Annotated in this window: 26 protein-coding genes; 15 read left to right on the plus strand and 11 right to left on the minus strand. The window is 60.1% G+C overall.

Translation table 11 applies throughout. From position 1 onward, the window contains the following. The first annotated feature begins 144 nt into the window (after positions 1-144). Together pmbA and cybC are read left to right on the plus strand one after the other, a co-directional pair. On the plus strand, positions 145-1,485 hold the full coding sequence (gene pmbA / locus QMZ29_RS20215; RefSeq protein ID WP_261425094.1) for a metalloprotease PmbA: 1,341 nt from the start codon (positions 145-147) through the stop codon (positions 1,483-1,485). Between the two features lie 138 nt (positions 1,486-1,623). Beyond that, the gene (gene cybC, locus QMZ29_RS20220) at positions 1,624-2,010 is read left to right on the plus strand and encodes a cytochrome b562 (RefSeq protein WP_197811455.1); all 387 of its coding nucleotides are present in this window, start codon (positions 1,624-1,626) and stop codon (positions 2,008-2,010) included. Positions 2,011-2,014: 4 nt separating this feature from the next. Here cybC and QMZ29_RS20225 read toward each other — a convergent pair whose 3' ends face one another. Beyond that, positions 2,015-2,797 (minus strand): AraC family transcriptional regulator, encoded by a 783-nt coding sequence (locus QMZ29_RS20225; RefSeq protein ID WP_025304388.1) that lies wholly within the window; start codon positions 2,795-2,797, stop codon positions 2,015-2,017. Positions 2,798-3,080: 283 nt separating this feature from the next. Here QMZ29_RS20225 and QMZ29_RS20230 point away from each other — a divergent pair, with 283 nt between their 5' ends. From QMZ29_RS20230 to QMZ29_RS20240, 3 genes are read left to right on the plus strand one after another with little or no spacing between them, the layout of a single operon-like run. Further along, entirely contained in the window at positions 3,081-4,535 is a 1,455-nt protein-coding gene (locus QMZ29_RS20230; RefSeq protein WP_261425097.1) for an FAD/NAD(P)-binding protein, read from the plus strand. Beyond that, positions 4,532-5,413, plus strand: coding sequence for a formyltransferase family protein (locus tag QMZ29_RS20235; protein ID WP_060448025.1), 882 nt, complete (start codon positions 4,532-4,534; stop codon positions 5,411-5,413). The genes QMZ29_RS20230 and QMZ29_RS20235 overlap by 4 nt, the downstream gene beginning before the upstream one ends. Next, complete coding sequence (locus QMZ29_RS20240) at positions 5,406-6,194, plus strand: sulfite exporter TauE/SafE family protein (protein ID WP_060424644.1); 789 nt, start codon at positions 5,406-5,408, stop codon at positions 6,192-6,194. Before QMZ29_RS20235 ends, QMZ29_RS20240 begins: the two co-directional genes overlap by 8 nt. A 37-nt stretch (positions 6,195-6,231) precedes the next feature. Here QMZ29_RS20240 and rnk read toward each other — a convergent pair whose 3' ends face one another. Beyond that, on the minus strand, positions 6,232-6,642 hold the full coding sequence (gene rnk, locus QMZ29_RS20245; protein ID WP_004936993.1) for a nucleoside diphosphate kinase regulator: 411 nt from the start codon (positions 6,640-6,642) through the stop codon (positions 6,232-6,234). 444 nt (positions 6,643-7,086) lie between these two features. Here rnk and QMZ29_RS20250 point away from each other — a divergent pair, with 444 nt between their 5' ends. The 10 genes from QMZ29_RS20250 to QMZ29_RS20295 all read left to right on the plus strand — a co-directional run bounded on the left by QMZ29_RS20250 (position 7,087) and on the right by QMZ29_RS20295 (position 15,892). After that, entirely contained in the window at positions 7,087-7,413 is a 327-nt protein-coding gene (locus QMZ29_RS20250; RefSeq protein ID WP_373275261.1) for a glycine dehydrogenase, read from the plus strand. A gap of 36 nt (positions 7,414-7,449) precedes the next feature. Continuing rightward, entirely contained in the window at positions 7,450-7,815 is a 366-nt protein-coding gene (locus QMZ29_RS20255; protein WP_004937000.1) for a glycine-rich SFCGS family protein, read from the plus strand. Next, a complete protein-coding gene (locus tag QMZ29_RS20260; protein WP_004937003.1) occupies positions 7,815-8,111 on the plus strand; it encodes a DUF4312 family protein in 297 nt (98 codons plus the stop codon). The genes QMZ29_RS20255 and QMZ29_RS20260 overlap by 1 nt, the downstream gene beginning before the upstream one ends. A gap of 30 nt (positions 8,112-8,141) precedes the next feature. Next, positions 8,142-8,918, plus strand: coding sequence for a DUF4311 domain-containing protein (locus QMZ29_RS20265; protein WP_004937006.1), 777 nt, complete (start codon positions 8,142-8,144; stop codon positions 8,916-8,918). Positions 8,919-8,929: 11 nt separating this feature from the next. Continuing rightward, a complete protein-coding gene (locus QMZ29_RS20270) occupies positions 8,930-9,580 on the plus strand; it encodes a DUF4310 family protein (protein ID WP_004937013.1) in 651 nt (216 codons plus the stop codon). Positions 9,581-9,643: 63 nt separating this feature from the next. Further along, positions 9,644-10,783 carry an amidohydrolase/deacetylase family metallohydrolase gene (locus QMZ29_RS20275; RefSeq protein WP_261425102.1) on the plus strand — a complete coding sequence of 380 codons (1,140 nt, stop codon included), beginning with the start codon at positions 9,644-9,646 and terminating at the stop codon, positions 10,781-10,783. After that, the gene (locus tag QMZ29_RS20280) at positions 10,767-11,885 is read left to right on the plus strand and encodes a DgaE family pyridoxal phosphate-dependent ammonia lyase (protein ID WP_147823187.1); all 1,119 of its coding nucleotides are present in this window, start codon (positions 10,767-10,769) and stop codon (positions 11,883-11,885) included. The genes QMZ29_RS20275 and QMZ29_RS20280 overlap by 17 nt, the downstream gene beginning before the upstream one ends. Further along, on the plus strand, positions 11,882-12,622 hold the full coding sequence (gene dagF, locus QMZ29_RS20285) for a 2-dehydro-3-deoxy-phosphogluconate aldolase (protein ID WP_025304381.1): 741 nt from the start codon (positions 11,882-11,884) through the stop codon (positions 12,620-12,622). The genes QMZ29_RS20280 and dagF overlap by 4 nt, the downstream gene beginning before the upstream one ends. 87 nt (positions 12,623-12,709) lie before the next feature. After that, positions 12,710-13,924 carry a lactonase family protein gene (locus QMZ29_RS20290; RefSeq protein ID WP_197832239.1) on the plus strand — a complete coding sequence of 405 codons (1,215 nt, stop codon included), beginning with the start codon at positions 12,710-12,712 and terminating at the stop codon, positions 13,922-13,924. A 51-nt stretch (positions 13,925-13,975) separates the two neighbouring features. Continuing rightward, the gene (locus QMZ29_RS20295; protein WP_049208316.1) at positions 13,976-15,892 is read left to right on the plus strand and encodes a BglG family transcription antiterminator; all 1,917 of its coding nucleotides are present in this window, start codon (positions 13,976-13,978) and stop codon (positions 15,890-15,892) included. Between the two features lie 40 nt (positions 15,893-15,932). Here QMZ29_RS20295 and npr read toward each other — a convergent pair whose 3' ends face one another. The 9 genes from npr to kdsC form a co-directional block, all read right to left on the minus strand. Further along, positions 15,933-16,205, minus strand: a complete 273-nt coding sequence (gene npr / locus QMZ29_RS20300; RefSeq protein ID WP_004937034.1) for a PTS phosphocarrier protein NPr — start codon at positions 16,203-16,205, stop codon at positions 15,933-15,935. After that, positions 16,202-17,056, minus strand: a complete 855-nt coding sequence (gene rapZ, locus QMZ29_RS20305) for an RNase adapter RapZ (RefSeq protein ID WP_015379177.1) — start codon at positions 17,054-17,056, stop codon at positions 16,202-16,204. The genes npr and rapZ overlap by 4 nt, the downstream gene beginning before the upstream one ends. Positions 17,057-17,185: 129 nt before the next feature. Then, positions 17,186-17,647, minus strand: a complete 462-nt coding sequence (ptsN, locus tag QMZ29_RS20310; RefSeq protein ID WP_016930212.1) for a PTS IIA-like nitrogen regulatory protein PtsN — start codon at positions 17,645-17,647, stop codon at positions 17,186-17,188. Positions 17,648-17,802: 155 nt separating this feature from the next. Continuing rightward, positions 17,803-18,090, minus strand: coding sequence for a ribosome hibernation promoting factor (hpf, locus tag QMZ29_RS20315; RefSeq protein WP_004937038.1), 288 nt, complete (start codon positions 18,088-18,090; stop codon positions 17,803-17,805). A gap of 23 nt (positions 18,091-18,113) precedes the next feature. Further along, the gene (gene rpoN / locus QMZ29_RS20320; RefSeq protein WP_043141961.1) at positions 18,114-19,547 is read right to left on the minus strand and encodes an RNA polymerase factor sigma-54; all 1,434 of its coding nucleotides are present in this window, start codon (positions 19,545-19,547) and stop codon (positions 18,114-18,116) included. 52 nt (positions 19,548-19,599) lie between these two features. Beyond that, positions 19,600-20,325, minus strand: a complete 726-nt coding sequence (gene lptB, locus QMZ29_RS20325) for an LPS export ABC transporter ATP-binding protein (RefSeq protein WP_004937040.1) — start codon at positions 20,323-20,325, stop codon at positions 19,600-19,602. A 6-nt stretch (positions 20,326-20,331) separates the two neighbouring features. Continuing rightward, positions 20,332-20,871 (minus strand): lipopolysaccharide ABC transporter substrate-binding protein LptA, encoded by a 540-nt coding sequence (gene lptA, locus QMZ29_RS20330; RefSeq protein WP_025304377.1) that lies wholly within the window; start codon positions 20,869-20,871, stop codon positions 20,332-20,334. Continuing rightward, positions 20,840-21,418: an LPS export ABC transporter periplasmic protein LptC gene (lptC, locus tag QMZ29_RS20335; protein ID WP_004937047.1), complete on the minus strand. Its 579-nt coding sequence runs from the start codon at positions 21,416-21,418 to the stop codon at positions 20,840-20,842. Before lptC ends, lptA begins: the two co-directional genes overlap by 32 nt. Continuing rightward, complete coding sequence (kdsC, locus tag QMZ29_RS20340; protein WP_060440977.1) at positions 21,415-21,969, minus strand: 3-deoxy-manno-octulosonate-8-phosphatase KdsC; 555 nt, start codon at positions 21,967-21,969, stop codon at positions 21,415-21,417. Before kdsC ends, lptC begins: the two co-directional genes overlap by 4 nt. Between the last annotated feature and the right edge of the window lie 10 nt (positions 21,970-21,979).

The following is a 21,979-nucleotide window of genomic DNA, read 5'->3' on the forward strand; positions in this document are numbered from 1 at the left end:
GTTGCCGGCTTTATGCGAAATTCAACGCGGTTCCTGTTAGACTCAACGGCAGAGATCTCAGGATTTTTGCGCGCCGCCCCGCGTGCACAACTACGCCGCTCCGGCACTTTTCTCAACGATTTTCTGATTAATTATGGCAGATTGATGAAAGTAGTCACTCAAGTTGCAGAACAGCGCAAGGCGCTGGAACAGGCCGTTTCTCAGGCGCTGGAGCTGGCCCGCGCCGGTTCCGACGCGGCGGAAGTCGCGGTCACCAAATCGACCGGCATCAGCGTCAGCACCCGCTTCGGCGAGGTGGAAAACGTCGAGTTCAACAGCGATGGCGCGCTGGGCATCACCGTGTATCACCGCCAGCGCAAAGGCAGCGCCTCTTCCACCGATCTCAGCCCGGATGCCATCGCCCGCACCGTACAGGCGGCGCTGGACATCGCGCGCTACACCTCTGAAGATCCCTGCGCCGGCCCGGCGGAGAAAGATCTGCTGGCGTTCGAGGCGCCGGATCTCGATCTGTTCCACCCGACCGAGCTGGACGCCGAGCGCGGCATCGAGCTGGCGGCGCGCGCCGAGCAGGCTTCGCTGGCGGCGGACAAATGCATTACCAACACCGAAGGCGGTAGCTTCAACAGCCACTACGGCATCAAGGTGTTCGGCAACAGCCACGGCATGCTGCAAAGCTACTGTTCCAGCCGTCATTCGCTGTCCAGCTGCGTCATTGCGGAGCAGGACGGCGACATGGAGCGGGATTACGCTTACACCATCGGCCGTGCGATGGGCGATCTGCACAGCCCCGAGTGGGTGGGGCAGGAGTGCGCTCGCCGCACGCTGGCGCGTCTCGCGCCGCGTAAGCTGTCGACCATGAAGGCGCCGGTGCTGTTCGCCTCCGAAGTGGCCACCGGGCTGTTCGGCCATCTGGTGGGGGCCATCAGCGGCAGCAGCGTCTACCGCAAATCCACTTTCCTGCTGGACGCGCTCGGCAAACAGATCCTGCCGTCGTGGCTGACCGTCGAGGAACATCCCCATCTGCTGAAAGGGCTGGCGTCAACGCCGTTCGACAGCGAGGGCGTGCGCACCCAACGGCGCGATATCGTCAAGGATGGCGTGCTGCAAACCTGGCTGATGACCAGCTACTCGGCGCGCAAGCTGGGCCTGCACAGCACCGGCCATGCCGGCGGCATCCATAACTGGCGCATTGCCGGGCAGGGCGCAGACTTCGCCGGCATGCTGAAACAGCTTGGCACCGGCCTGGTGGTCACCGAATTGATGGGCCAGGGCGTCAGCGGCGTCACCGGCGATTATTCTCGCGGCGCCGCCGGTTTTTGGGTGGAAAATGGCGAGATCCAGTACCCGGTCAGCGAGATCACCATCGCCGGCAACCTGAAAGACATGCTGCGCAACATCGTCAGCGTCGGCAGCGATATCGAAACCCGCAGCAATATCCAGTGCGGTTCGGTGCTGCTGCCGGAAATGAAGATCGCCGGCCAGTGATCCTCTGTGCGGCCGGCGCCCGCCGGCCGCGCGTTATCCCGCCTCAACCTTGCTTACAAATCTCCGGTTTCGGTTTTGCCCGGCCTTGCCTATGGTAGCGGTGGGTTAACTAAAACAATAACTGGAAGGTGAGCAAACATGCAGAATACCCTGAAAGCGCTGGCGGCGTTGACGCTGCTGGCGGCCAGTTCGCTGGCGGCCGCCGCCGATCTGGGCGACGATATGGACACCCTGGCGGAAAACTACAAAACGGTGCTGAATACCGACTCCGCCGCCACCCTCAAACAGAGCCTGCAGAACATGCGCGCCGCCGCGCAGGATGCCAAGCAGGGTACTCCGCCGAAGCTGGAAGACAAAGCCGCCGACAGCCCGGAGATGAAAGATTTCCGCAGCGGGTTGGATACCCTGATCGGCCAGATCGATCAGGCGCTGGTGCTGGCCAATCAGGGCAAAGTCGCCGATGCCAAGCAGCTGGCGCAGGGCTTCAAGCAAACCCGCGACGCCAACCACAAGAAATTCCGCTAACCCGTCAACCGTCGCGCCCGTCTTCCGTCAGATAGGAGGAGGGCGCCTGCCCCAGCACGCGGCGAAACATGGTTGAAAACGCCGCGCTGCTGTCATATCCCATCTCCATGGCCACCTGCGTCACGCTGCGCCCTTCGGCCAGCAGCGCCAACGCCAGCACCACGCAGGCGCGCTGGCGCCATTGCGAAAACGGCAGGCCGGTCTGCGCGCGAAAGAAGCGGCTGAAGGTGCGAATGCTCATGTACAGACGAGGCGCCCACCGCTGCGCGGAGTCGTGGGCGTCGGGGTGCTGCAAAAAGGCGCGGCACAGCTCGCCTAACCGAGGATCGGCGGGCAGCGGGATGTGCAACGGCAAGGGCTGCAGCCTGGCCAGCTCATGCAGCAGCAGTGTTGCCAGCGCTCCGTCGCGCCCCTCTTGTTCATACTCCAGCGGCATATCCACCGCCGCCATCAACAGCTGGCGCATCAGCGGAGTGACGCTGACCACCTGGCATACCTGCGGCCGTTCGGCGGGCAACGCGCCGGGTTCGAGGTATAGGCTGCGGGTGGTGACGCCGACCATCCTCACCGCGTGCGGCATCTGCGGCGGCAGCCATACCGCGTGCTGCGGCGGGACGACCCAATTGCCTTGCTGCGTGAAAACGTGCATGACGCCGGTGGCGCCGTACAGCAACTGCGCGCGCCGGTGGCTGTGCATCGGCAGCAGGTGTCCCGGCGGATAATCGGTGCCGATGGCGATCACCGCGCGCGTTACGTGGTCGATGTCATCAATGCGGACGTTGCGCATGTGTTTCCTTTGGCGGGCAGATTGGCCGAAACGCAATGATAGTTGGCCTTTCATATAAAGCAAGCCAGCGGCCGCCGCCCTACTATCGGGGCAGAAAAATAATGCTTGTTCGCGGTGCCGTTATTTTATCGGCCATAAAGCCCGTGCAAGTTTTCACACCGGGGTGGGACGAAGGTTTTCGTTCTCGCAATACAAGAAGTTAATAAGGAATAAAGCGTCATTTTATTCCAACACCTGAAGCAATAGTTCTTAGCGCAGTTCAATGACTATAAGGTGATATTTCATGTATAAGTTCGGTGTGGTTGGCGGCGGAGCCGCCGGGATCGCTTTTGCGTATAACTTTATAAAAAATAAGTCGGTTAATCATTGCAAAAGGCCGCTTTCCCTGACGGTGTTCGACAAGCAGGGCTTCAAGGGCGGAATGGCATACAGCAGCGATTTTGACAGCCATATATTAAATATGACGCCGGAAAATATGTCGGCGGATATTTTCGACGACACGCACTTCGTTGATTGGATCACCATGCATTTCCCGCAGTTTTGCCAGGATCGTTATCCGCCGCGCTGGCTGTATCGGGAATATCTCGATTTTATTCGCGACATGACGATTTATATGGCGGCGGACAGTAACGTCGCGCTGAATTTCGTGACCGCCGAAGTAAATGCCATCGCGCCGCTCGAAGCCGGCTACCGGCTGACCACCACCTGTGGCAGCGCCGAACAGATGAATGCGCTGGTGCTGTGTTCGGGGCACAACCCGCCGGAATGTCTCTATCCGGTGGATGGCGTGATCGCTTATCAGGCCCACCAGGATCTGCCGCCGATCAACCCTTATTCGAGCATCGGCGTGATCGGCTGCAGCCTGACGGCGATTGACGCCATCGTTGAGCTGATGGAGCGCCTGGGGGCGACCGACATCTGTGCCCTGTCGCGCTCGGGCCTGTTCCCCAGCGTGCAGCCGGCGCTGATGCGTCCGCCGCCGGAAGCGTTTGTTGAGGCGCTGCGGCGCTTTGTCGCCGGCCGCGATTTTATTGACGCGCATCAGCTGGTGCATGCGATCAATGCCGCGCTGGCGCGCCACTATCCGGGGCCGGAGCGGCTGACGGTGCTCTCGGCGCTGGGGGAAAGGCGCGATTGCTATCGCGATCTGGCAGACAGTCTCGATCGCGCGCGTTTTGCCCGGGAGCATATCTGCAGCTATCTGGCGGCGATCCACCCGGCGGTGTGCGCCGCCTGGGTCAAGATGGATGCCAACAACCGGCAGGTCTTCATGCGCTTTTACAACTCCTCCTGGATGCGCAATCGACATGCCATGCCGCTAAAGAACGCCAGCAAGATCGTGGCGGCGCTGGAGAGCCAACGCTTGCGTGCCTGCGGCGGCCTGGTGGATATCAGTAAGGGGGCGGACGGGTTTATCCTTCGTTGCCATGAGACGCGGGTGCATGCGCAGTATCTGTTCAACTGCACCACGCCTTCTTATCAACTGCCGCCCAACCGCCTGAGCCATCAGCTGCTGCAAGACGGGCTGGTGCAAGAGAACCTGTTCGGCGGCGTGAAGTGCAACCCGCACACGCTGAAAATCGCCGACCGACGCGGCCGTGAGCAGCATCTCTACTCGCTCGGCGCGCCCGCCAAGGGCGATCTGTTTTACACCTCGGCGATGGAATCCATCACGCGGGATATCAGCAAGATCGTGTTCAACAACCCTATTTTCAATGCAAAGAAGGCTGAAGTATGAAAAACGTAGCGCTCTTTGTCGGCAACGACATTTTCTCCTGGCTGGTGTGTCAGGATCTGATCGCCGCCCTGAGGGACGAGTGTACTTTTACGGTGTATTTTCCCCTGGCGAAAAGCGCCGGGCGCACGCAGGAGCCAGCGGTTCGCCGCCTGGGGCTGTATGAGCGCGAGGTGCTGAATGATTTCGTGTTCCCGTTCGTTGGCCGCAACGCCGCCGCCTGTGAGGGCGCCTATCAGCCGCCGGCTCTGTTCCTGGCCGCCGCCGGGGTCAAAGCGCATCGCGTTCTCGACATCAATGACGCCGCGTTTATCAGCAGCCTGGGCCATATGGACGGGGTGATCTCTTTACGCTGTTATCAGAAATTTTCCGCCGACTATGTGCGCGCCTTCAGCCGACACGGCAAGCTGCTGTGGAACCTGCATCCGGGAGATTTGCCACGCTATCGCGGGGTGATGACGCTGTTCCGCGCGATGATGAACGGTGACAGGGACTGTGCGGTAACGCTGCATGAAATGGATGAGCACTGGGACGCCGGCCCGGTGATCGCCCGTCTGCCCGCCGAGCTGCGCCACGATCTGTCGTTCCTGGAAAACATGATGTTGCTGGGCGTACAAAGCGGCACCTTTTTGGCGCGCCAGCTGATGCGGGCGGAGCACAGCGAAGCGATAACGGCGGAAAAGCAGGGCGATTCGCGCTACTGGGGTTTCCCGGATGCGCAGACGCTGGCGCAGGCGGAACAGGCGGGCATTGAGCTGGTGGACCATGACGCCGTGCGTGAGCAGTATCTGGGGCTGTTCGTCGGCGATCGCTTCCACCCGCTGGCGGGGCAGTTCTGCGCCGGGTTCGACGACTTCGTGCGGGCGCACGGCCATGATTGAAACCTTGATTGTACTGGGTGCCGGTTTTCTGACCGGCATCACCACCATTCTGTTCGGCTTCGGCGGAGGCTTTGTGGTGGTGCCTTTCGTCTACCACCTGATCTCCGCCTCGGGCGAGCAGCCCGGCCAGGCGATGCATATCGCGGTGGCGACCTCGACGGCGGTGATGATCCTCAACGCGAGTTACGCCACGCTGACCAACTGGCGCAGCGGCAACCTGCTGCGTGAAACCATCGTGCCGCTGATCTTTTTCATCGGCATCGGCGCGGCGCTGGGTGCGTTCGCCTCTTCGCTGCTGGCGGACGGCGTGATCCGCGGGCTGTTTGTGGTCTATATGGCGGTGACCATCGCCGATTGTCTGTTCCGCCGGGGTTTTTTGATCAAACCGGCGCGCGCCGAGCTGTCCCCCGTCACGCTGTGGGGCGGGGGGCCGCTGATCGGCGGCATCGCCACGCTGCTGGGGGTGGGCGGCAGCGTGATGACCGTACCGCTGCTGCGCCGCCACGGCTACGACATGAAATATTGCGTCAGCGCCGCCAACCCGCTGTCGATCCCGGTGGCGGTGATCGGGGCGCTGATGTATATCGTGTTGGGGTGGCACGAGATGAGCGGGCCGCAGTATCTGGGCTACGTCAATCTGAACATTCTGGGGTTGTTGGTGGTCGCGGGGATTGCGGGGATCGTGTTTGCCAGGCGCTGTTTGCCGAAGGTGAGCGATGCGCTGCATGCCAAAATCTACGTGCTGCTGCTGATCGCCGTGCTGATCGCTATCTGCCTCTGAGACAGAAAGGGCGGCCGGATGCCGCCCTGAAAACCGCTTAACGGTGGTATTCGCCCGCCGCTTCCGGCTGGTACAACAACTCCAGCACTTCAATCCGCGCTTCTTCACCGTTCGGCAATTGCCAGGAGATCTGCTTGCCGACGTGCATGCCAAGCAGCGCTGCGCCCAGCGGCGCCATCACCGACAGCTGATCGTGGCTGTCTTTCAGCGATGCCGGGTAAACCAGCGTGCGCACGTGCTCTTCATCGGTGTGCAGATCGCGAAAACGCACGCGGCTGTTCATGGTCACCACGTTGGCCGGCATTTTCTCCGGCGGCAGGATTTCCGCGCGATCCAATTCGTCGTTCAGCGCGGCGGCGACGTCGGTATTGGCAAAGGCCGGTTGTTCCAATAGCGCATCCAGGCGTTCCGCATCCAGCTCATTAATAGTAATGATGGGTTTGGTCATTCCACTCTCCAGTCAAATCAAAGGGCGCCAGTCTGTGCGCCCATAAATTCGGAAAAACAACACAAAGCAACACCCCCGCGCCAGAGGAGCGGGGGTGTGGGTAATGTCGATTTGTCCTAGTGATAGTAGGCGGTTGGGGCAAGAAAAGAAAGAGATCCCGATCACGAAGGCTTTTATCGTCAATCGAGGCAAAAAAAACCGTTAGCCGGGTTATGTAATTGTTATCTCATTCACTTTTTCGCCGCAGCGCCGTTTTGCGAAATGGATCTCCGCGTGTCATTCGATTTCCACTTCGAACTGGAAAAAACCGGTCTACACAGAAAATCCTACCGGGAGTAGGGTAAAGACATCACAGAAAGCGGGTTATTCAGGTGATGCGCTTTACGGCTTACTGATTAATGTGGGATCTAGGGGTACTGAAAAGTGAATGATGGATCTGCTTCGATAAAAGAAATTGAACAATCCGATGTCAGCGAAGCCGGGGCGATCGCCGCTCGGGTGTTGGCGGATATTACCGCGATGCTGAATGCTGAAAATATTTATACCAATGCGGTGCAGCAACAGATGCTGGAATCGCATATTCGTGCCATGGTGCTGCGTTCAATAACCGGCGAGCCGTTGCCGGAGGTAGATAAATCATTGTTCGACGAAATCTCCGCCGAATCCATGCAAATGGCGGAGCGCGTGGTGGATCAGTTTGACACATTGCCTATCGAAGAAGCCTATTTATTGTCAGTGCACTTCGAAGTGGCGAAAGATAATAACGCATAGCGGTTAATGCATCGATTTAAATCAGGAGAATATAACATGGGTCAAATTACCGTAGTGATCGGCGATCGTTTGGGCAAAGGGCAAAAAGTCGGCCAGGGCGTTGAAAACGCAGGCGGAAAAGCGGTGGTTATCCCCGGCGTGGCGGCGGACATGAAGCTGGGCGACGTCATGAAAGCGGAAAACGCGCAGCTGGGCATCTCTTTTTGCGGTAGCGGTGGCGCCGGCGCAATTACCGCGCAAACCAAATACGGCTACAAAGCCAAATACGGCATGCGTTCGGTGGAAGAGGGCGTGACGGCAATTAATGAAGGCTGCAACGTGCTGGGTTTCGGCTTTATGGATAAAGAAGAGCTGGGCCAGAAACTGGTGGAAGCCTACGTCAAAAAACATGGCAACCCATAATGAAAGAGCAATATACCACATCGGTAAAGGTGGAGGGTAAAGGCGACAGCAAAGCGAAAGCTTTTGCTTCCGCCTTGGCTAATGTGCAGGGCGCGGTATTAAAGTCCACCAACAATATTCTGCTGCGCATCGAGCCGCAGGACGTCAGCGTAGTGAAAGCGGAAGAGAAAATAACTAAAGAGAAATTTCTTTTCTTCTTTTTGCCGCGTGAAAGAAAGAGCTATGCCGTTTCTCTGGAAATAACCGTGAACGTAACCATTATCAATACCGAGAAGGTTGTCTTCGTCACGAAATAAAAACGTTAGCATAAATGAAAGGGTATACTGATGTTTTTAATCATCTTATTTAAATCGATAATTATCGGTGGGCTGGTGGGAGTCGGCGTAGGGGCCGGCGCCGCACGCATGTTCCACGCACCGACAACACAGGGCATGGGGGCGTTTCGTACCCTGGGCGAGCTGAACTCCTGCGAGGGCGATCCGGCTTCCCACTTCTCATTCGGTCTGGGCTTCTTCTTCAACGCCTGGGCGTCTTCCGTAGCGGCGGGTTCCTTCACGCAGGACGTCGATCACCGCATCATCCCGCACTGGGGCGCGGCGGCCCTGATGGTCAAGAACCGCAATCTGGCGCAAACGCTGCACGATCCGAAAAAAATGGCCATCGCCTGCGGCATCATCGGCATGCTGGTGGTGGCCTTCCTCAATACCACCGCTTCCGCCGTGCCTGCCGCGCTGCAGGTCACCGCGATCAAGGTGCTGGTGCCGGCGGCCAACCTGCTGGTGAATACCGTGATGCCGGTGATCTTCTGGCTGGCGGCGATCGACGCCGGGCGCCGTTCCGGCTTCTGGGGCACCATCTTCGGCGGCCTGGCGCAGCTGATCATGGGCAACGCCGTACCGGGCCTGGTGCTGGGCATTCTGATCGGCAAAGGCGTGGAAGAGAGCGGCTGGAACAAGATCACCAAGATCATGATGGCGGTGATCGTGCTGCTGTTCGTGCTGAGCGGCTTCTTCCGCGGCTTCGACATGAAAGTTCTCGAGTCCTTCAGCCTCGGCGTGCCGGGCTGGCTGGACGCCATTCACAATACCCTGAGCGGTAAATAAGGAGCGGGATGATGGAAGAGCAAACCCAAAAGGGCTTCTGGTACGCCGACTGGTCATTCCCGATTTTTGTTGGCCTGCTGTCCTCCGGCGTGTTCGCCGGGACGCACATGTACTACCTGTACGGCATCGGCGCCTTTAACGAAGTGGCCTTCGTCTCCATGCTGCGGGCGGGGATGGATACCGGTGTGTATGGCGCGGTGGCGGCGTTCGGCGCCAGCTTCCTGTTCGCGCGCATCATCGAAGGCTCGCTGGTGGGCATCCTGGACATCGGCGGTGCGATCCAGACCGGCGTCGGGCTGGGCGTGCCGGCGCTGCTTTTGGGGGCCGGCATCGTGTTCCCGGTCGCCAACTTCGCCGCTTCGCTGGCCACCGGCCTGATCATCGGCCTGGCGATCGGTTATGTGATCATTCTGGCGCGTAAATTCACCATCAATCAAAGCAACTCCACCTACGGGGCGGACGTGATGATGGGGGCGGGCAACTCCTCGGGCCGCTTCCTCGGGCCGTTGATCATCCTGTCGGCGATGACCGCCTCGATCCCGATCGGCATCGGTTCGCTGCTCGGCGCGCTGCTGTTCTATATCTGGGGTAAACCGATCACCGGCGGAGCGATCCTCGGCGCGATGATCCTGGGGGCGATCTTCCCGGTAGCCATTTCTTAAGAGGCCTGCGCCAGGCGCCGCCCGAGGCTGCGGCGGCGCCCGGGCTAACAGGAGCAATGCGGTATGTATGACTTAGTAATCAGAGGCGCCAGACTGGCGGACGATACGCTGATCGATCTGGCGGTGAAAGACGGCAAAATAGCCTCGGTGGGGCGGCTGGCGGCGGATGTCCGCGCCGTTCGCCAGCTGGATCTGGCGGGCAACTGCCGCCTGAGCGCCGGTTGGATCGATGCGCACGTGCACTGCTATCCCGAATCGCCGATCTACCATGACGAGCCGGATCGGGTCGGCGTCGCCAGCGGCGTCACCAGCGTGGTCGATGCCGGCAGCACCGGCGCCGACGATATCGACGCTTTTTATCAGCTGACGCGCAGCGCTAAAACCAACGTTTTCGCCTTCCTCAATATCTCGCGCATCGGCCTGCTGCGGCAGAACGAGCTGGCGGAGATGACGGACATCGACAAGCGCGAGGCCGGCCAGGCCATCGCCAACCATCCCGGTTTCATCATCGGTATCAAGGCGCGCATGAGCAGCAGCGTGGTGGGCAAGAACGGCACTCGCCCGCTGGTGTTGGCCAAAGAGATCCAGCAGGAAAACCGCCAGCTGCCGCTGATGGTGCATATCGGCAATAACCCGCCGGATCTGGACGAGATCGCCGATCTGCTGACCCGCGGCGACATCATCACCCACTGCTACAACGGCAAACCGAACCGCATTCTGACGCCGGCGGGCACGCTGCGCGAGTCTATCCAGCGCGCGCTGCGGCGCGGCGTGCTGCTCGACGTGGGGCACGGCACCGCCAGCTTCAGCTTCGAGGTGGCGCGCCAGGCGATCACGCGGGGTATTTTGCCGCACACCATCAGCTCCGATATTTACTGCCGCAACCGCATGAACGGGCCGGTGCATAGCCTGGCGACGGTGATGTCCAAATTCTTCAGCGTCGGCCTGACGCTGCCGCAGGTGATCGCCTGCGTGACGGAGAACGCTGCGTCGGCGCTGCAGCTGAGCGGCAAAGGGCGGCTGGAGCCGGGCTATGACGCCGACTTCACGCTGTTTGAACTGCGCCGGGAACCGCAGGTGTTCGCCGACGCCGAAGGGCAAACCGCCGAGGGCGAACAGCTGTTGGTGCCGCTGGCCGCCGTGGTGGCCGGGGAAATCCTATTAACCGAACAAGGGGAGGCAAGCCATGTCTTCGATTTATGAAAAATACGGTTTGAAGCAGGTGATCAACACCTCCGGCCGCATGACCATTCTCGGCGTTTCTACGCCGCGCCAGGACGTGATCGACGCCGTTGATTACGGTCTGAACCACTATTTCGAAATCAAGGATCTGGTCAATAAGACCGGCGCCTACATCGCCGATCTGCTCAATGTGGAGGACGCGGTGATCGTTTCCTGCGCCTCGGCGGGCATCGCCCAGTCGGTGGCTGCCGTGATCGTCAAAGATAACGCCAATCTGCTGGTGAACCTGCACTCGATGCCGGTGACCGTGCCGCGCGAGATCGTGCTGCCGCGCGGCCACAACGTCAACTTCGGCGCGCCGGTGGACACCATGGTGGCGCTGGGCGGCGGCAAGGTGGTGGAGGCGGGGTACGCCAACGAATGTTCGCCGGAGCAGATTGAAGCCTGCATCACGCCGCAGACTGCGGCGATCCTGTACGTCAAATCGCACCACTGCGTGCAGAAAAGCATTTTGTCCGTCGAACAGGCGGCGGTGGTGGCGCGCAAGCATAACCTGCCGCTGATCGTCGACGCCGCGGCGGAAGAAGATCTGATGTGTTACTACCAGATGGGGGCCGATCTGGTGATCTACAGCGGCGCCAAAGCCATCGAGGGGCCGACCAGCGGTCTGGTTGTCGGCAAGAAACAGTACGTCGAGTGGGTGAAGTTGCAATCCGGCGGCATAGGCCGGGCGATGAAGGTCGGTAAAGAGGGCATCCTCGGCCTGACGCAGGCGATTGAAAGCTATCTGACGCTTGAGAAAACCACCGGGCAACAGATGGTGGAGCGGATGACGCCATTCCTCAACAGCCTCAACACCCTGACCGGCGTCAGCGCCAAGACCGTCTGGGACAGCGCCGGCCGCGATATCGCCCGCGCCGAGATCACCTTTGATGAGGCGGTGCTGGGACGGTCGACCTATGACATCGTCCAGGCGCTGAAAACCGGCGACATCGCCATCTACTTCCGCGGCTATAAGGCCAACGAGGGTAAGATTGAGGTCGACGTGCGCAGCGTCGACGAGCAACAGCTGATGACCGTCTTTCGCTGTATCAAAAACCTGTTTACGGAGAAACAAGCATGAAGCTGCAGCCTAACTACTATCGCGACCGCGTCTGCCTGAACGTGCTGGCCGGCTCCAAAGCCAACGCGCAGGACATCTACGCCGCGGCGGAAGGCCATGTGCTGGTGGGCGTGCTCTCCAAGAACTACCCGGACGTCGACAGCGCGGTGACCGACATGCTGCGCTATGCTCGCCTGATCGAAAACGCGCTGTCGGTCGGCCTGGGCGCCGGCGATCCGAAGCAGTCGGCGATGGTCAGCCTGATCGCTCAGCAGGTGCAGCCGCAGCACGTTAACCAGGTGTTTACCGGCGTCGGCGCTAGCCGCGCGCTGCTGGGCCAGAACGACAGCGTGGTCAACGGCCTGGTGTCGCCGACCGGCCGCGTCGGTTGGGTGAAGATCTCTACCGGCCCATTGAGCGCCGCGGCGCCGGACGGCATCGTGCCGGTGGAAACCGCCATCGCCTTGCTGAAGGACATGGGCGGCAGCTCCATCAAGTATTTCCCGATGGGCGGCCTGAAGTGCAAGGACGAATACCAGTACGTCGCCAAGGCCTGCGCCGAGCATGACTTTATGCTGGAGCCGACCGGCGGCATCGATCTGGAGAACTTTGAGCCGATCGTCGAGATCGCGCTGGCGGCCGGCGTGAAACGCGTGATCCCGCATATCTACAGCTCGATCATCGACGCCGCCAGCGGCGACACGCGTCCGCAGGACGTGAAAACCCTGCTGGCGATGACCAAAAAGCTGGTGGGCTGAACGCACAATGGGATGAGGTAAACGCTGGGAGGCGAAGGTTTTCCCGTGGCGCGGCATGCCGCGCCGTTACCTATACTGAGGACTACTATGCGAAACTGGCAGGCTCCAACCCGACGCACCGCGTTGTTCCTGGCGCTGCTGGCCGTGACCGGCCCGGCGCTGCATGCTGAGGATGCAATGAACTCCACGTCATCTCATTTTGCCTATATCGGCACCTACAATCCCAACGGCGAAGGCGTTTACCGGGTGCAGGTCGATCCGGCCAGCGGCGCGCTGAGCCACGCCACGCTGGTCAGCAACGTGCCGAATCCGGCGCAGCTGACGCTGGGCGTCGGCGGCAAAACGCTGTATGTCGCCAGCGAAGTGGCCGATTTCAACGGCGGTAAGCACGGCGGCATCACCGCCTACCGGGTCAATCCGGCCGACGGCGGCCTGACGCAGCTCAACCAGGTGGATTCGCAGGGGGCGGGGCCGGTGTATCTCTCATCGACGCCGGACGGGCGGCATCTGCTGGTGGCGAACTACGTCAGCGGCAGCGTGGCGGCTTTCCCGATCGAAGCGGACGGCCGCCTGGGCACCGCCAGCTCGGTGCAGCAACAACAGGGCCCGGCGGGCGCGGCCAAACCGGCGGCGGCGGTGAACGGCAGCTTCGCCATCAGCGATCACAACGGCCCGCATGCCCATATGATCGCCAGCGATCCAAGCGGCAAGTTTGTGTTCTCTACCGATCTGGGATTGGATCGCATCTACCAATGGCGCTTTGACGCCGCGAGCGGCCGGCTGACGCCCAACGATCCACCGTGGATCGCTGCCTCGTCCGCCGGCGCCGGCCCGCGTCACTTTGTGTTTCATCCGGATGGCGACACCGTGCTGCTGGTGAACGAAGAGGCTTCAACGTTGACCAGCTACCGTTTTGATCGCCAAAAAGGTACTCTGAAACAACTGCATGCAGTTTCCGCGCTGCCCGCCGACTATCAGGGTACCAGCTTCGCTTCGGGGCTGGCGCTCAGCAAGAACGGCGACACGTTGTACGTCGCCAACCGGCTGCATAACAGCATTGCCCAGTTCAGCGTGGGCGCCGGCGGCGAGTTGAAACCGGTGGCGGAAACCTGGACCCGCGGCGATTACCCGCGTTCGCTGGCGCTGAGCTTGGATGGCCGCTATCTGTATGCGTTGAACCAGCGCAGCGATAACGTCACTCGCTTCAGCGTCAACCCGACGGACGGCAAGCTCAGCTTTGTGGGCGGCTATCTGCCGATCGGCAGCCCCTCGCAAATGGCGTTTCTGCCGCCGGCGAAGTAACCCGTGGCCCGCCCGGTTCGCCGGGTGGGCCGCCTGATTGACGGATACAGAATGGTGCGATTTCCTTACCCGCGTTTGGCTTACTTGTTCGATGCTTTGCAAACCGAGACTTTGCCGCAGGATGAGCTGGCGAAGCGTTTCGCCGTGTCAACCCGCACGGTGCGGGCGGATATCACCGCGCTGAACGAGATCCTGGACAAGTACGGCGCGCGTTTCGTGCATAGCCGTGGGGCCGGCTATCGCCTGCAGGTCGATAACGCCGCGCTATTCAGCGCCCTGCAGCATCAGGAGCGCCGCAAGCATGCTACCCCGCGCAGCGCGCAAGAGCGGGTGCATTATCTGCTGGTGCGTTTTTTGACCTCAGCCTTCTCCCTTAAACTGGAAGATCTGGCCGACGAATGGTTCGTCAGCCGCGGTACGTTGCAAAACGACATGGCTGAGGTGAGGGAACGTCTGGCGCACTATCAATTGACGATCGAAACCAAACCGCGCTACGGCATGAAGCTGTTCGGCGCCGAGATGGCGATCCGCGCCTGCCTCACCGATCTGCTGTTCCAGCTGCAGCTGGCCGATGCCGAGAACCCGCTGCTCAACAACGAGATCCTGCTGCAGCCGCAGGTAGCGGCGTTCGCCGGATTGCTGCATCCGCTGTTGTCGCAATATGCCATTCGCCTGACCGATGAGGGCGAACAGTACCTGATTTTCTACTGCGCGGTGGCGCTGCGGCGCATCAACGACGGCTATCCGCTGCCGGACTTCGAGGTGGAGGACGGCGACGACGCGGTGCGCCAGGTGTCGACCCGCCTGGCGGCGGAGCTGCGTGCGGCCTCCGGCAAAGAGATCTCGATGGCCGAAGAGGCCTATCTGCGGGTCAACATCGCCGCGCGCCGCGTGCAGGACGTGCAACCGACCGAGATCAATGCCGACGATGAAGAAGCGTTGGTGGACTACATCCTGTCCTACATCAACGCACACTATAACTACAACCTGCAGGGCGACGAGCAGCTGCGGGCCGATCTGCTTACCCATATCAAAACCATGATTACGCGGGTGAAATACCAGATCAATATCCCCAATCCGCTATTGGCCAATATCAAGCAGCACTATCCGATGGCTTACGACGTGACGCTGGCGGCGGTCTCCAGCTGGGGCAAATACACCCCCTATACCCTGAGCGAGAACGAGATAGGCTATCTGGTGTTACATATTGGCGTGGGGCTGGAGCGGCATTACAACATCGGTTATGAACGCCACCCGCAGGTGATGCTGGTGTGCGATACCGGCAACTCAACTGTGCGGATGATCCAGGCGCAGATTGCGCGCAAGTACCCGCAGCTGGTGATGACGCGCATCGTCTCGCTGCGCGATTACGAGATGCTTGCGCACATCGACGAAGACTTCGTGATTTCCAACGCCCGCATCGGCGAAAAGAACAAGCCGGTGGTGGTAATGTCGCCGTTCCCGACCGATTATCAGCTGGAGCAACTGGGCAAGCTGGTGCTGGTGGATCGCACCAAACCGTACATGCTGGAGAAGTTTTTCGACGCCGAGCATTTCATGGTGCTCAACGAGCCGCTGACGCAGGCGGAGCTGTTCAGCCGGGTGTGCGGCCAGCTGGAGCAGGAAGGGTACGTCGGCGCGGACTTTTATCCGTCGCTGGTCGAACGTGAGGCGATCGTCTCCACGCTGCTGGGTGAAGGCATCGCGCTGCCGCACTCGCTGGGGCTGCTGGCGAAAAAGACCGTGGTAGTGACGCTGCTAGCGCCGCAGGGGGTCGCCTGGGGGGAAGGTGAGATCGCGCACGTGATTTTCCTGCTGGCGATCAGCAAGAGCGACTATGAAGAGGCGATGGCGATCTACGAGCTGTTCGTCACCTTCGTGCGTGAACGCTCAATGAGCCGCCTGCTGGGCAGCGACAGCTTCGACAGCTTCAAAGCGGTGGCGCTGGACTGCCTGAGCCGGAGTTGAGGGGCATGTGAGTGATTGGGCGCAGAAGTGCCCTCAGCGACTAATCTTCATCAAACCCGGAGTTGAACAGCTCGACCACCGCCGCCAGCGCGTTGACTTCATCGGGGCCGGTCGCTTCGACTTCGATGTGCCGACCTTGGGCGGAGTCCAGCATCAGCAGCGCGATGACGCTGCTGGCTTCGGCTTCGGTGCCGCTTTCGTTGCGCAGCATCACTTCGGCGTCGAAGCTTTGCACCAGTTCGAACAGTTTCATCGCCGGGCGCGCGTGCATGCCCAGCTTGTTTTTGATTTCAACCGTCTGTTTGACCGTCATTGCTTGCGCTTTTCCAGCGTGCGGTGGCGCGATTGCACGTTCTTGCCGCGCGAGCGGAAGTAATCGGCCAGCTGTTCCGCCACGTACACCGAACGGTGTTTGCCGCCGGTACAGCCGATGGCGACCGTCAGGTAGCTGCGGTTGTTGGTTTCCAGCATCGGCAGCCATTGTTCCAGGTAGCTGCGGGTCTGGTAGATGAAGTTGTGCACTTCGGTATGGCGATCGAGGAACGACGCCACCGGCTTGTCCAGACCGGTCATCGGCCGCAGCTTCGGATCCCAGTGCGGGTTCGGCAGGAAGCGCACGTCGAACACGTAGTCGGCGTCGATCGGAATACCGTGCTTGAAGCCGAAGGATTCGAACACCATCGTCAGTTCGCGCTCGCGCTTGCCGAGCAGGCGGGTGCGCAGCATTTCGGCCAGTTCGTGCACCGACATTTCCGAGGTGTCGATAATCAGGTCGGCCCGGGAGCGCAGCGGTTCGAGGAGATCGCTCTCTTCGTCAATGGCGCTTTCTAGCGACAGGTTTTTGCTGGAGAGCGGGTGCAGGCGGCGGGTGTCGCTGTAACGGCGGATCAGCGTGTTGCGATCGGCGTCGAGGAACAGCAGCTGCGGCGAGAAGCTGTCCGGCAGTTGAGTCATCGCGTATTCGAACACTTCCGGCGATTCCGGCATGTTGCGCACGTCGATGCTGACCGCCGCGGAGATATTGCGTTCCGCCAGCGTATTGGCGAGCTGCGGCAGCAGAACCACCGGCAGGTTGTCAACGCAGTAAAAACCCATGTCTTCCAGCGCCCGCAAGGCGACGGATTTTCCGGAACCGGAACGGCCGCTGACAATCATCAGCACCATGTGGCAACTCCCCTGGCATCGCGGCGGCGTTCATCGCCACCGGTGTAAACTTTGTTATTCCGGCCGAGGCCGGATCCATCATCGTGAAACAGTAACGTTATCCGGGCTGGAAGTCACGCCGGCCGGGCATCACTCGGTGATGATTTGGTAAAGTTCTTCGTCGCTTTGCGCGGCGCGCAGGCGGCGACATACGGTTTTGTCGGCCAGGCGTTTGGCGACCAGCGACAGGGTATGCAAATGGGTTTTGCACTGATCGGCAGGCACCAATAGCGCGAACAGCAGGTCGACCGGCTGGTTATCGATAGCGTCGAAAGCGATGGGTTGGTCGAGACGGATAAACACGCCAACGGCCCGCAGTGTGTCCTCTTCCAGTTTGCCGTGGGGAATGGCGATACCGTTGCCGATACCGGTGCTGCCCATGCGTTCCCGGGTGAGAACCGCGTCAAACACCACCTGCGAAGGCAGATTGAGCTGTTTGGCGGCCAGTTCGCTGATAATTTCCAAAGCCCGCTTCTTGCTGGTGCAGTGTACCGAGCTTTTGGTGCACTCGATGTTTAACACCGAGCTTAATTGCATATATTCGTTGTTCATCTCATCTTCACTTAAAACCGCGCCGCCGGGCGCGCCCGGCAAGGCGGTTTTTCGTCGGTTTTAACCCTGATTACCGTTCGGCGCGTCACCCATGCGGGTCACGCGCCGAAGGGTGAGGCGGCGACGGATGCCGCCTCATGGAATGGGTTAGGGTGTCAGTGTTGCTTCAATTTGTCTTTATGTTTGTTCAATTGACGTGCCAATTTGTCGATCAGCGTATCAATTGCGGCATACATATTCTCGTCTTCCGAGGTGGCGTGCAACTCGCCTCCATTCACGTGCACCGTTGCTTCCGCAATTTGCTGCACTTTTTCCACACTTAATACAACATACACCTGATTGATGCGATCAAAATACTGTTCGAGTTTGGCGAACTTGTTGTTCACGAACTCGCGCAACGGATCGGTGATTTCGATGTGGTGTCCGGTAATGTTGAGCTGCATAGTGTCTTCCTTCTCAATAGAGGTCAAACCAACTGTTTACGCTGGTTCGACGGCGGGATGGACAAAGACTCTCGGTACTTGGCGACGGTGCGCCGCGCCACGATGATCCCCTGATCGGCGAGCAGGGTGGCCAGCTTGCTGTCGCTGAGTGGTTTGGCGGGGTTTTCCGCCGCAATCAATTTCTTCACCAACGCGCGGATCGCCGTCGAGGAGGCTTCGCCGCCGCTGTCGGTATTCACGTGGCTGGAGAAGAAATATTTCAATTCGAAAATGCCGCGCGGGCTGTGCAGAAACTTCTGCGTGGTGACGCGCGAGATCGTCGATTCATGCATTTCCACGGCCTGGGCGATATCCGCCAGCACCATGGGTTTCATAAACTCTTCGCCTTGCTCGAAGAACGCCTGCTGCTGGCTGACGATGCAGCGGGTGACCTTCAGCAGCGTCTCGTTACGGCTCTCCAGGCTTTTAATCAGCCACTTGGCTTCCTGCAGGTTGCTGCGGATAAACTGGCCGTCGGCTTCGCTGCGGGCGCTGTTGCCCAGCGCGGCGTACTGCTGATTGATCTTCAAACGCGGCACGCTGTCGCCGTTGAGCTCGACCGTCCATTTGTTCTGCGTCTTGCGCACCAGCACGTCCGGGATCACGTATTCCGATTCGCCGGTATTGATCGACTGCCCCGGGCGCGGATCGAGCGACTGAATCAGCAGCATCGCTTCTTTCAGTGTATCTTCTTTTAGCCGGGTTGATCGCATCAGGCTGCGAAAGTCATGGTTGGCCAACAGATCCAGATGCTCGCTGATGATCAGCCGCGCTTCGGCCAGATAAGGCGTATCTTTGGCGTATTGGGAGAGCTGCACCAGCAGGCAATCGCGCAGATCGCGCGCGGCGACGCCGATCGGATCAAAACGCTGCACGCGCTTCAGCACCGCCTCGACTTCCTCGAGGGTCACGTTCTCGTCGCCCAGGCTTTCCAGGATGTCTTCCAGCGGGACGGTGAGATAGCCGGTGTCATCCACCGCGTCGACGATGGAAGTGGCGATGGCGGCATCGGTATCGGAGAACGGCGTCAGATCCACCTGCCACATCAGATAATCCTGCAGCGTTTGGGTGGTTTCGCCCTGATAGACCGGCAGCTCGTCGTCGCTGTAGTCGGTGCCGGTGCCGGACGGTGTGCCGGCGGTGTAGATCTCATCCCAGGTGGCGTCCAGCGGCAGCTCTTCCGGCATGTCTTTCTGTTCCAGCGCCTCGCGGGTATCGAGCCCCTCGGTCTCCTGGGTTTCTTTGGCGTCGATTTCGTCGTGCAGATCGGTCTGTTCAAGCAGCGGATTGCTCTCCAGCGCCAGCTGGATCTCTTGCTGAAGCTCAAGCGTGGACAACTGCAGCAGGCGGATCGCCTGCTGGAGCTGAGGTGTCATGGCCAGCTGTTGGCTGAGCCTGAGTTGCAAACCTTGCTTCATAGTTTTCTGTCTACTTCCGTTAACGGTGTCGCCCCGCAGGGCGCGCCGGCGCTTAGAGGCGGAACTCTTCGCCCAGATAAACGCGTTTAACCTGCTCGTCGGCCAGAATAGCATCCGGCGTGCCGTGGGCAATCAGTTTGCCCTGGCTGACGATGTAGGCGCGTTCACACACGTCCAGCGTCTCGCGCACGTTGTGGTCGGTGATCAGCACGCCCAGGCCGCTGTCACGCAGGTGCTCGATGATTTTCTTGATATCGATAACGGAAATCGGATCCACCCCGGCAAAGGGTTCGTCCAGCAGAATGAATTTCGGGTTGGCCGCCAGCGCGCGGGCGATTTCGACGCGGCGGCGTTCGCCGCCGGACAGCGCCTGGCCGAGGCTGTCGCGCAGATGGGAGATATGGAACTCTTCCATCAGCTCTTTGGCGCGGTCTTCGCGCTGTTCGCTGGTGAGATCGGGACGGATCTCCAGCACCGCCATCAGGTTGTCGTACACGCTCAGGCGGCGGAAGATCGACGCTTCCTGCGGCAGATAGCCGATGCCGCGGCGCGCGCGGGCGTGCAGCGGCAGCAGGCTGATGTCTTCTTCGTCGATCACGATGCGCCCGGCGTCGCGCGGCACGATGCCGACCACCATGTAGAAGGTGGTGGTTTTACCGGCGCCGTTCGGCCCGAGCAGGCCGACGATCTCGCCGGATTTCACTTTCAGGCTGACGTCTTCGACAACTTTACGGCCCTTGTAGGCTTTCGCCAGGTTTTCTGCGATGAGTGTTGCCATAAGTGATTAGTTACTCTTTTTTTGCCCGTTTTTGTCTTGCAACTGCGACGGTACCAGAACCGTTGTCACGCGTTTGCCTTTGTCGCTAAACGCCTGCATTTGCTGCTGTTGCACCAGATAGGTGATGCGATCGCCTTTCACGTTGCTGTCGAGCTGCTCCAGATAGGCGTTGCCCGTCAGGGTCACCAGCTGGGTCGCCACGTCGTAGCGCACTTTTTGCGCGTGGCCTTTGACCGGCTTGCCGCTGTCCTGCATCTGGTAGAAGGTTACCGGGTTGCCGAACGCTTCAATATAGGTCTTATTCTGATCTCCGCCCGGGCGGGTGACGACCACCTTGTCGGCACGAATATCGATGGTGCCCTGTTTGATCACCACGTTGTCAGTGAAGGTGCTGACGTTGCTTTGCATGTCCAACGACTGCTTGAGCGAGTCGATGCTGACCGGCTGGCTGGAGTCGGATTTCAGCGCCAGAGCGGGGGCGCTGGCGGCCAAAACTAAGCTGCCGAGCAACAGGTTACGGAGTTGGTTTTTGGTTCTGAATTTCATAGTTGGTCTTAACCTTATCAATCAGCTCAGCGGTTTTGGTCCGCAGGTTCCCACGCATTTTCATGCCGTTAGAGGTAAAATTGGTCCCGTAAAGCGTGACTTCGTCATCGGAGGTGACGTCCTGGGTGACCAGGTTTACCTGAGCGTTGTCCGTCTTAATTTTTTCCAGCTGCGAGGTGGTGGTCAGGCTGTTCACCTCGACGTGACCATACAGATACAGCATCCGGTCTTTAGTCAGTTTGGCGCGATCGGCGCGAACTGACCAGGTGGCCACCGCATTCTCATCGAACAGCGTCATCACCGGCTGGGTGAACCAGCTCAGCTCGCCGGCGGTGTAATACTTCGCGTCTTCCGCCACCAGTTTATAATTCAGCTTGCCGGCTGGGTTGTACACCACGGTGACCGTGTGCTGGCTCTGGTAAGTCGGATCCTGATCGTTGACCGGGCCCGGGGCCGTGTCGTCGCTGAAGTCCGTCATGTTCCAGCCGATCAGCGCCAGAACGATCACCGTCAACAGGATGGTGATCCACAGTTTGGTTTTACTCATATCGACAGCCCTTTGGCGTCCTCCAGCTTATTTTGAGCCAAAAGAATGATGTCGCACAGTTCGCGTACCGCACCGCGGCCGCCGGCAATGCGGGTGACGTAGTGGGCGCGCGGCGTCAGCAGCGGGTGGGCGTCCGCCACCGCGACCGCCAGGCCGACCTGCGCCATCACTGGCCAGTCGATCAGGTCATCGCCGATATAGGCGACCTGATCCGCCGTTAACGACAGTTTATCCAACAGTTCACGGAAGGCCAAAAGCTTATCGGACTGCCCCTGATACAGATGGGTGATGCCGAGCGTCTGCGCGCGGTCTTCCAGCAGCTTGGCGGAGCGTCCGGTGATGATCGCCACCTCGATGCCCGAGGTTTTCAAGCAGCGGATGCCGTAACCGTCGCGCACGTTGAACGCCTTCAATTCTTCACCGTTGTTGCCCATGAAGATCAGGCCGTCCGACAGCACGCCGTCAACGTCGCAAATCAACAGGCGGATGTTCCCGGCACGCGCCATAACCTCTTGTTCTACCGGCCCGTAGCAGGTTTCTACCATACCCATTCCGTTCTAT

Origin of the sequence: Serratia sp. PF-27 (assembly GCF_030053255.1) — a bacterium.
GTDB classification, from domain to species: domain Bacteria; phylum Pseudomonadota; class Gammaproteobacteria; order Enterobacterales; family Enterobacteriaceae; genus Serratia; species Serratia bockelmannii.

Bases quoted from the DNA above. Each gene is read 5' to 3' on its own strand.
- pmbA (WP_261425094.1), top strand. From the start codon at position 145: ATGAAAGTAGTCACTCAAGTTGCAGAACAGCGCAAGGCGCTGGAACAG.
- cybC (WP_197811455.1), top strand. From the start codon at position 1,624: ATGCAGAATACCCTGAAAGCGCTGGCGGCGTTGACGCTGCTGGCGGCC.
- QMZ29_RS20225 (WP_025304388.1), bottom strand. From the start codon at position 2,797: ATGCGCAACGTCCGCATTGATGACATCGACCACGTAACGCGCGCGGTG.
- QMZ29_RS20230 (WP_261425097.1), top strand. From the start codon at position 3,081: ATGTATAAGTTCGGTGTGGTTGGCGGCGGAGCCGCCGGGATCGCTTTT.
- QMZ29_RS20235 (WP_060448025.1), top strand. From the start codon at position 4,532: ATGAAAAACGTAGCGCTCTTTGTCGGCAACGACATTTTCTCCTGGCTG.
- QMZ29_RS20240 (WP_060424644.1), top strand. From the start codon at position 5,406: ATGATTGAAACCTTGATTGTACTGGGTGCCGGTTTTCTGACCGGCATC.
- rnk (WP_004936993.1), bottom strand. From the start codon at position 6,642: ATGACCAAACCCATCATTACTATTAATGAGCTGGATGCGGAACGCCTG.
- QMZ29_RS20255 (WP_004937000.1), top strand. From the start codon at position 7,450: ATGGGTCAAATTACCGTAGTGATCGGCGATCGTTTGGGCAAAGGGCAA.
- QMZ29_RS20260 (WP_004937003.1), top strand. From the start codon at position 7,815: ATGAAAGAGCAATATACCACATCGGTAAAGGTGGAGGGTAAAGGCGAC.
- QMZ29_RS20265 (WP_004937006.1), top strand. From the start codon at position 8,142: ATGTTTTTAATCATCTTATTTAAATCGATAATTATCGGTGGGCTGGTG.
- QMZ29_RS20270 (WP_004937013.1), top strand. From the start codon at position 8,930: ATGGAAGAGCAAACCCAAAAGGGCTTCTGGTACGCCGACTGGTCATTC.
- QMZ29_RS20275 (WP_261425102.1), top strand. From the start codon at position 9,644: ATGTATGACTTAGTAATCAGAGGCGCCAGACTGGCGGACGATACGCTG.
- QMZ29_RS20280 (WP_147823187.1), top strand. From the start codon at position 10,767: ATGTCTTCGATTTATGAAAAATACGGTTTGAAGCAGGTGATCAACACC.
- dagF (WP_025304381.1), top strand. From the start codon at position 11,882: ATGAAGCTGCAGCCTAACTACTATCGCGACCGCGTCTGCCTGAACGTG.
- QMZ29_RS20290 (WP_197832239.1), top strand. From the start codon at position 12,710: ATGCGAAACTGGCAGGCTCCAACCCGACGCACCGCGTTGTTCCTGGCG.
- QMZ29_RS20295 (WP_049208316.1), top strand. From the start codon at position 13,976: ATGGTGCGATTTCCTTACCCGCGTTTGGCTTACTTGTTCGATGCTTTG.
- npr (WP_004937034.1), bottom strand. From the start codon at position 16,205: ATGACGGTCAAACAGACGGTTGAAATCAAAAACAAGCTGGGCATGCAC.
- rapZ (WP_015379177.1), bottom strand. From the start codon at position 17,056: ATGGTGCTGATGATTGTCAGCGGCCGTTCCGGTTCCGGAAAATCCGTC.
- ptsN (WP_016930212.1), bottom strand. From the start codon at position 17,647: ATGAACAACGAATATATGCAATTAAGCTCGGTGTTAAACATCGAGTGC.
- hpf (WP_004937038.1), bottom strand. From the start codon at position 18,090: ATGCAGCTCAACATTACCGGACACCACATCGAAATCACCGATCCGTTG.
- rpoN (WP_043141961.1), bottom strand. From the start codon at position 19,547: ATGAAGCAAGGTTTGCAACTCAGGCTCAGCCAACAGCTGGCCATGACA.
- lptB (WP_004937040.1), bottom strand. From the start codon at position 20,325: ATGGCAACACTCATCGCAGAAAACCTGGCGAAAGCCTACAAGGGCCGT.
- lptA (WP_025304377.1), bottom strand. From the start codon at position 20,871: ATGAAATTCAGAACCAAAAACCAACTCCGTAACCTGTTGCTCGGCAGC.
- lptC (WP_004937047.1), bottom strand. From the start codon at position 21,418: ATGAGTAAAACCAAACTGTGGATCACCATCCTGTTGACGGTGATCGTT.
- kdsC (WP_060440977.1), bottom strand. From the start codon at position 21,969: ATGGGTATGGTAGAAACCTGCTACGGGCCGGTAGAACAAGAGGTTATG.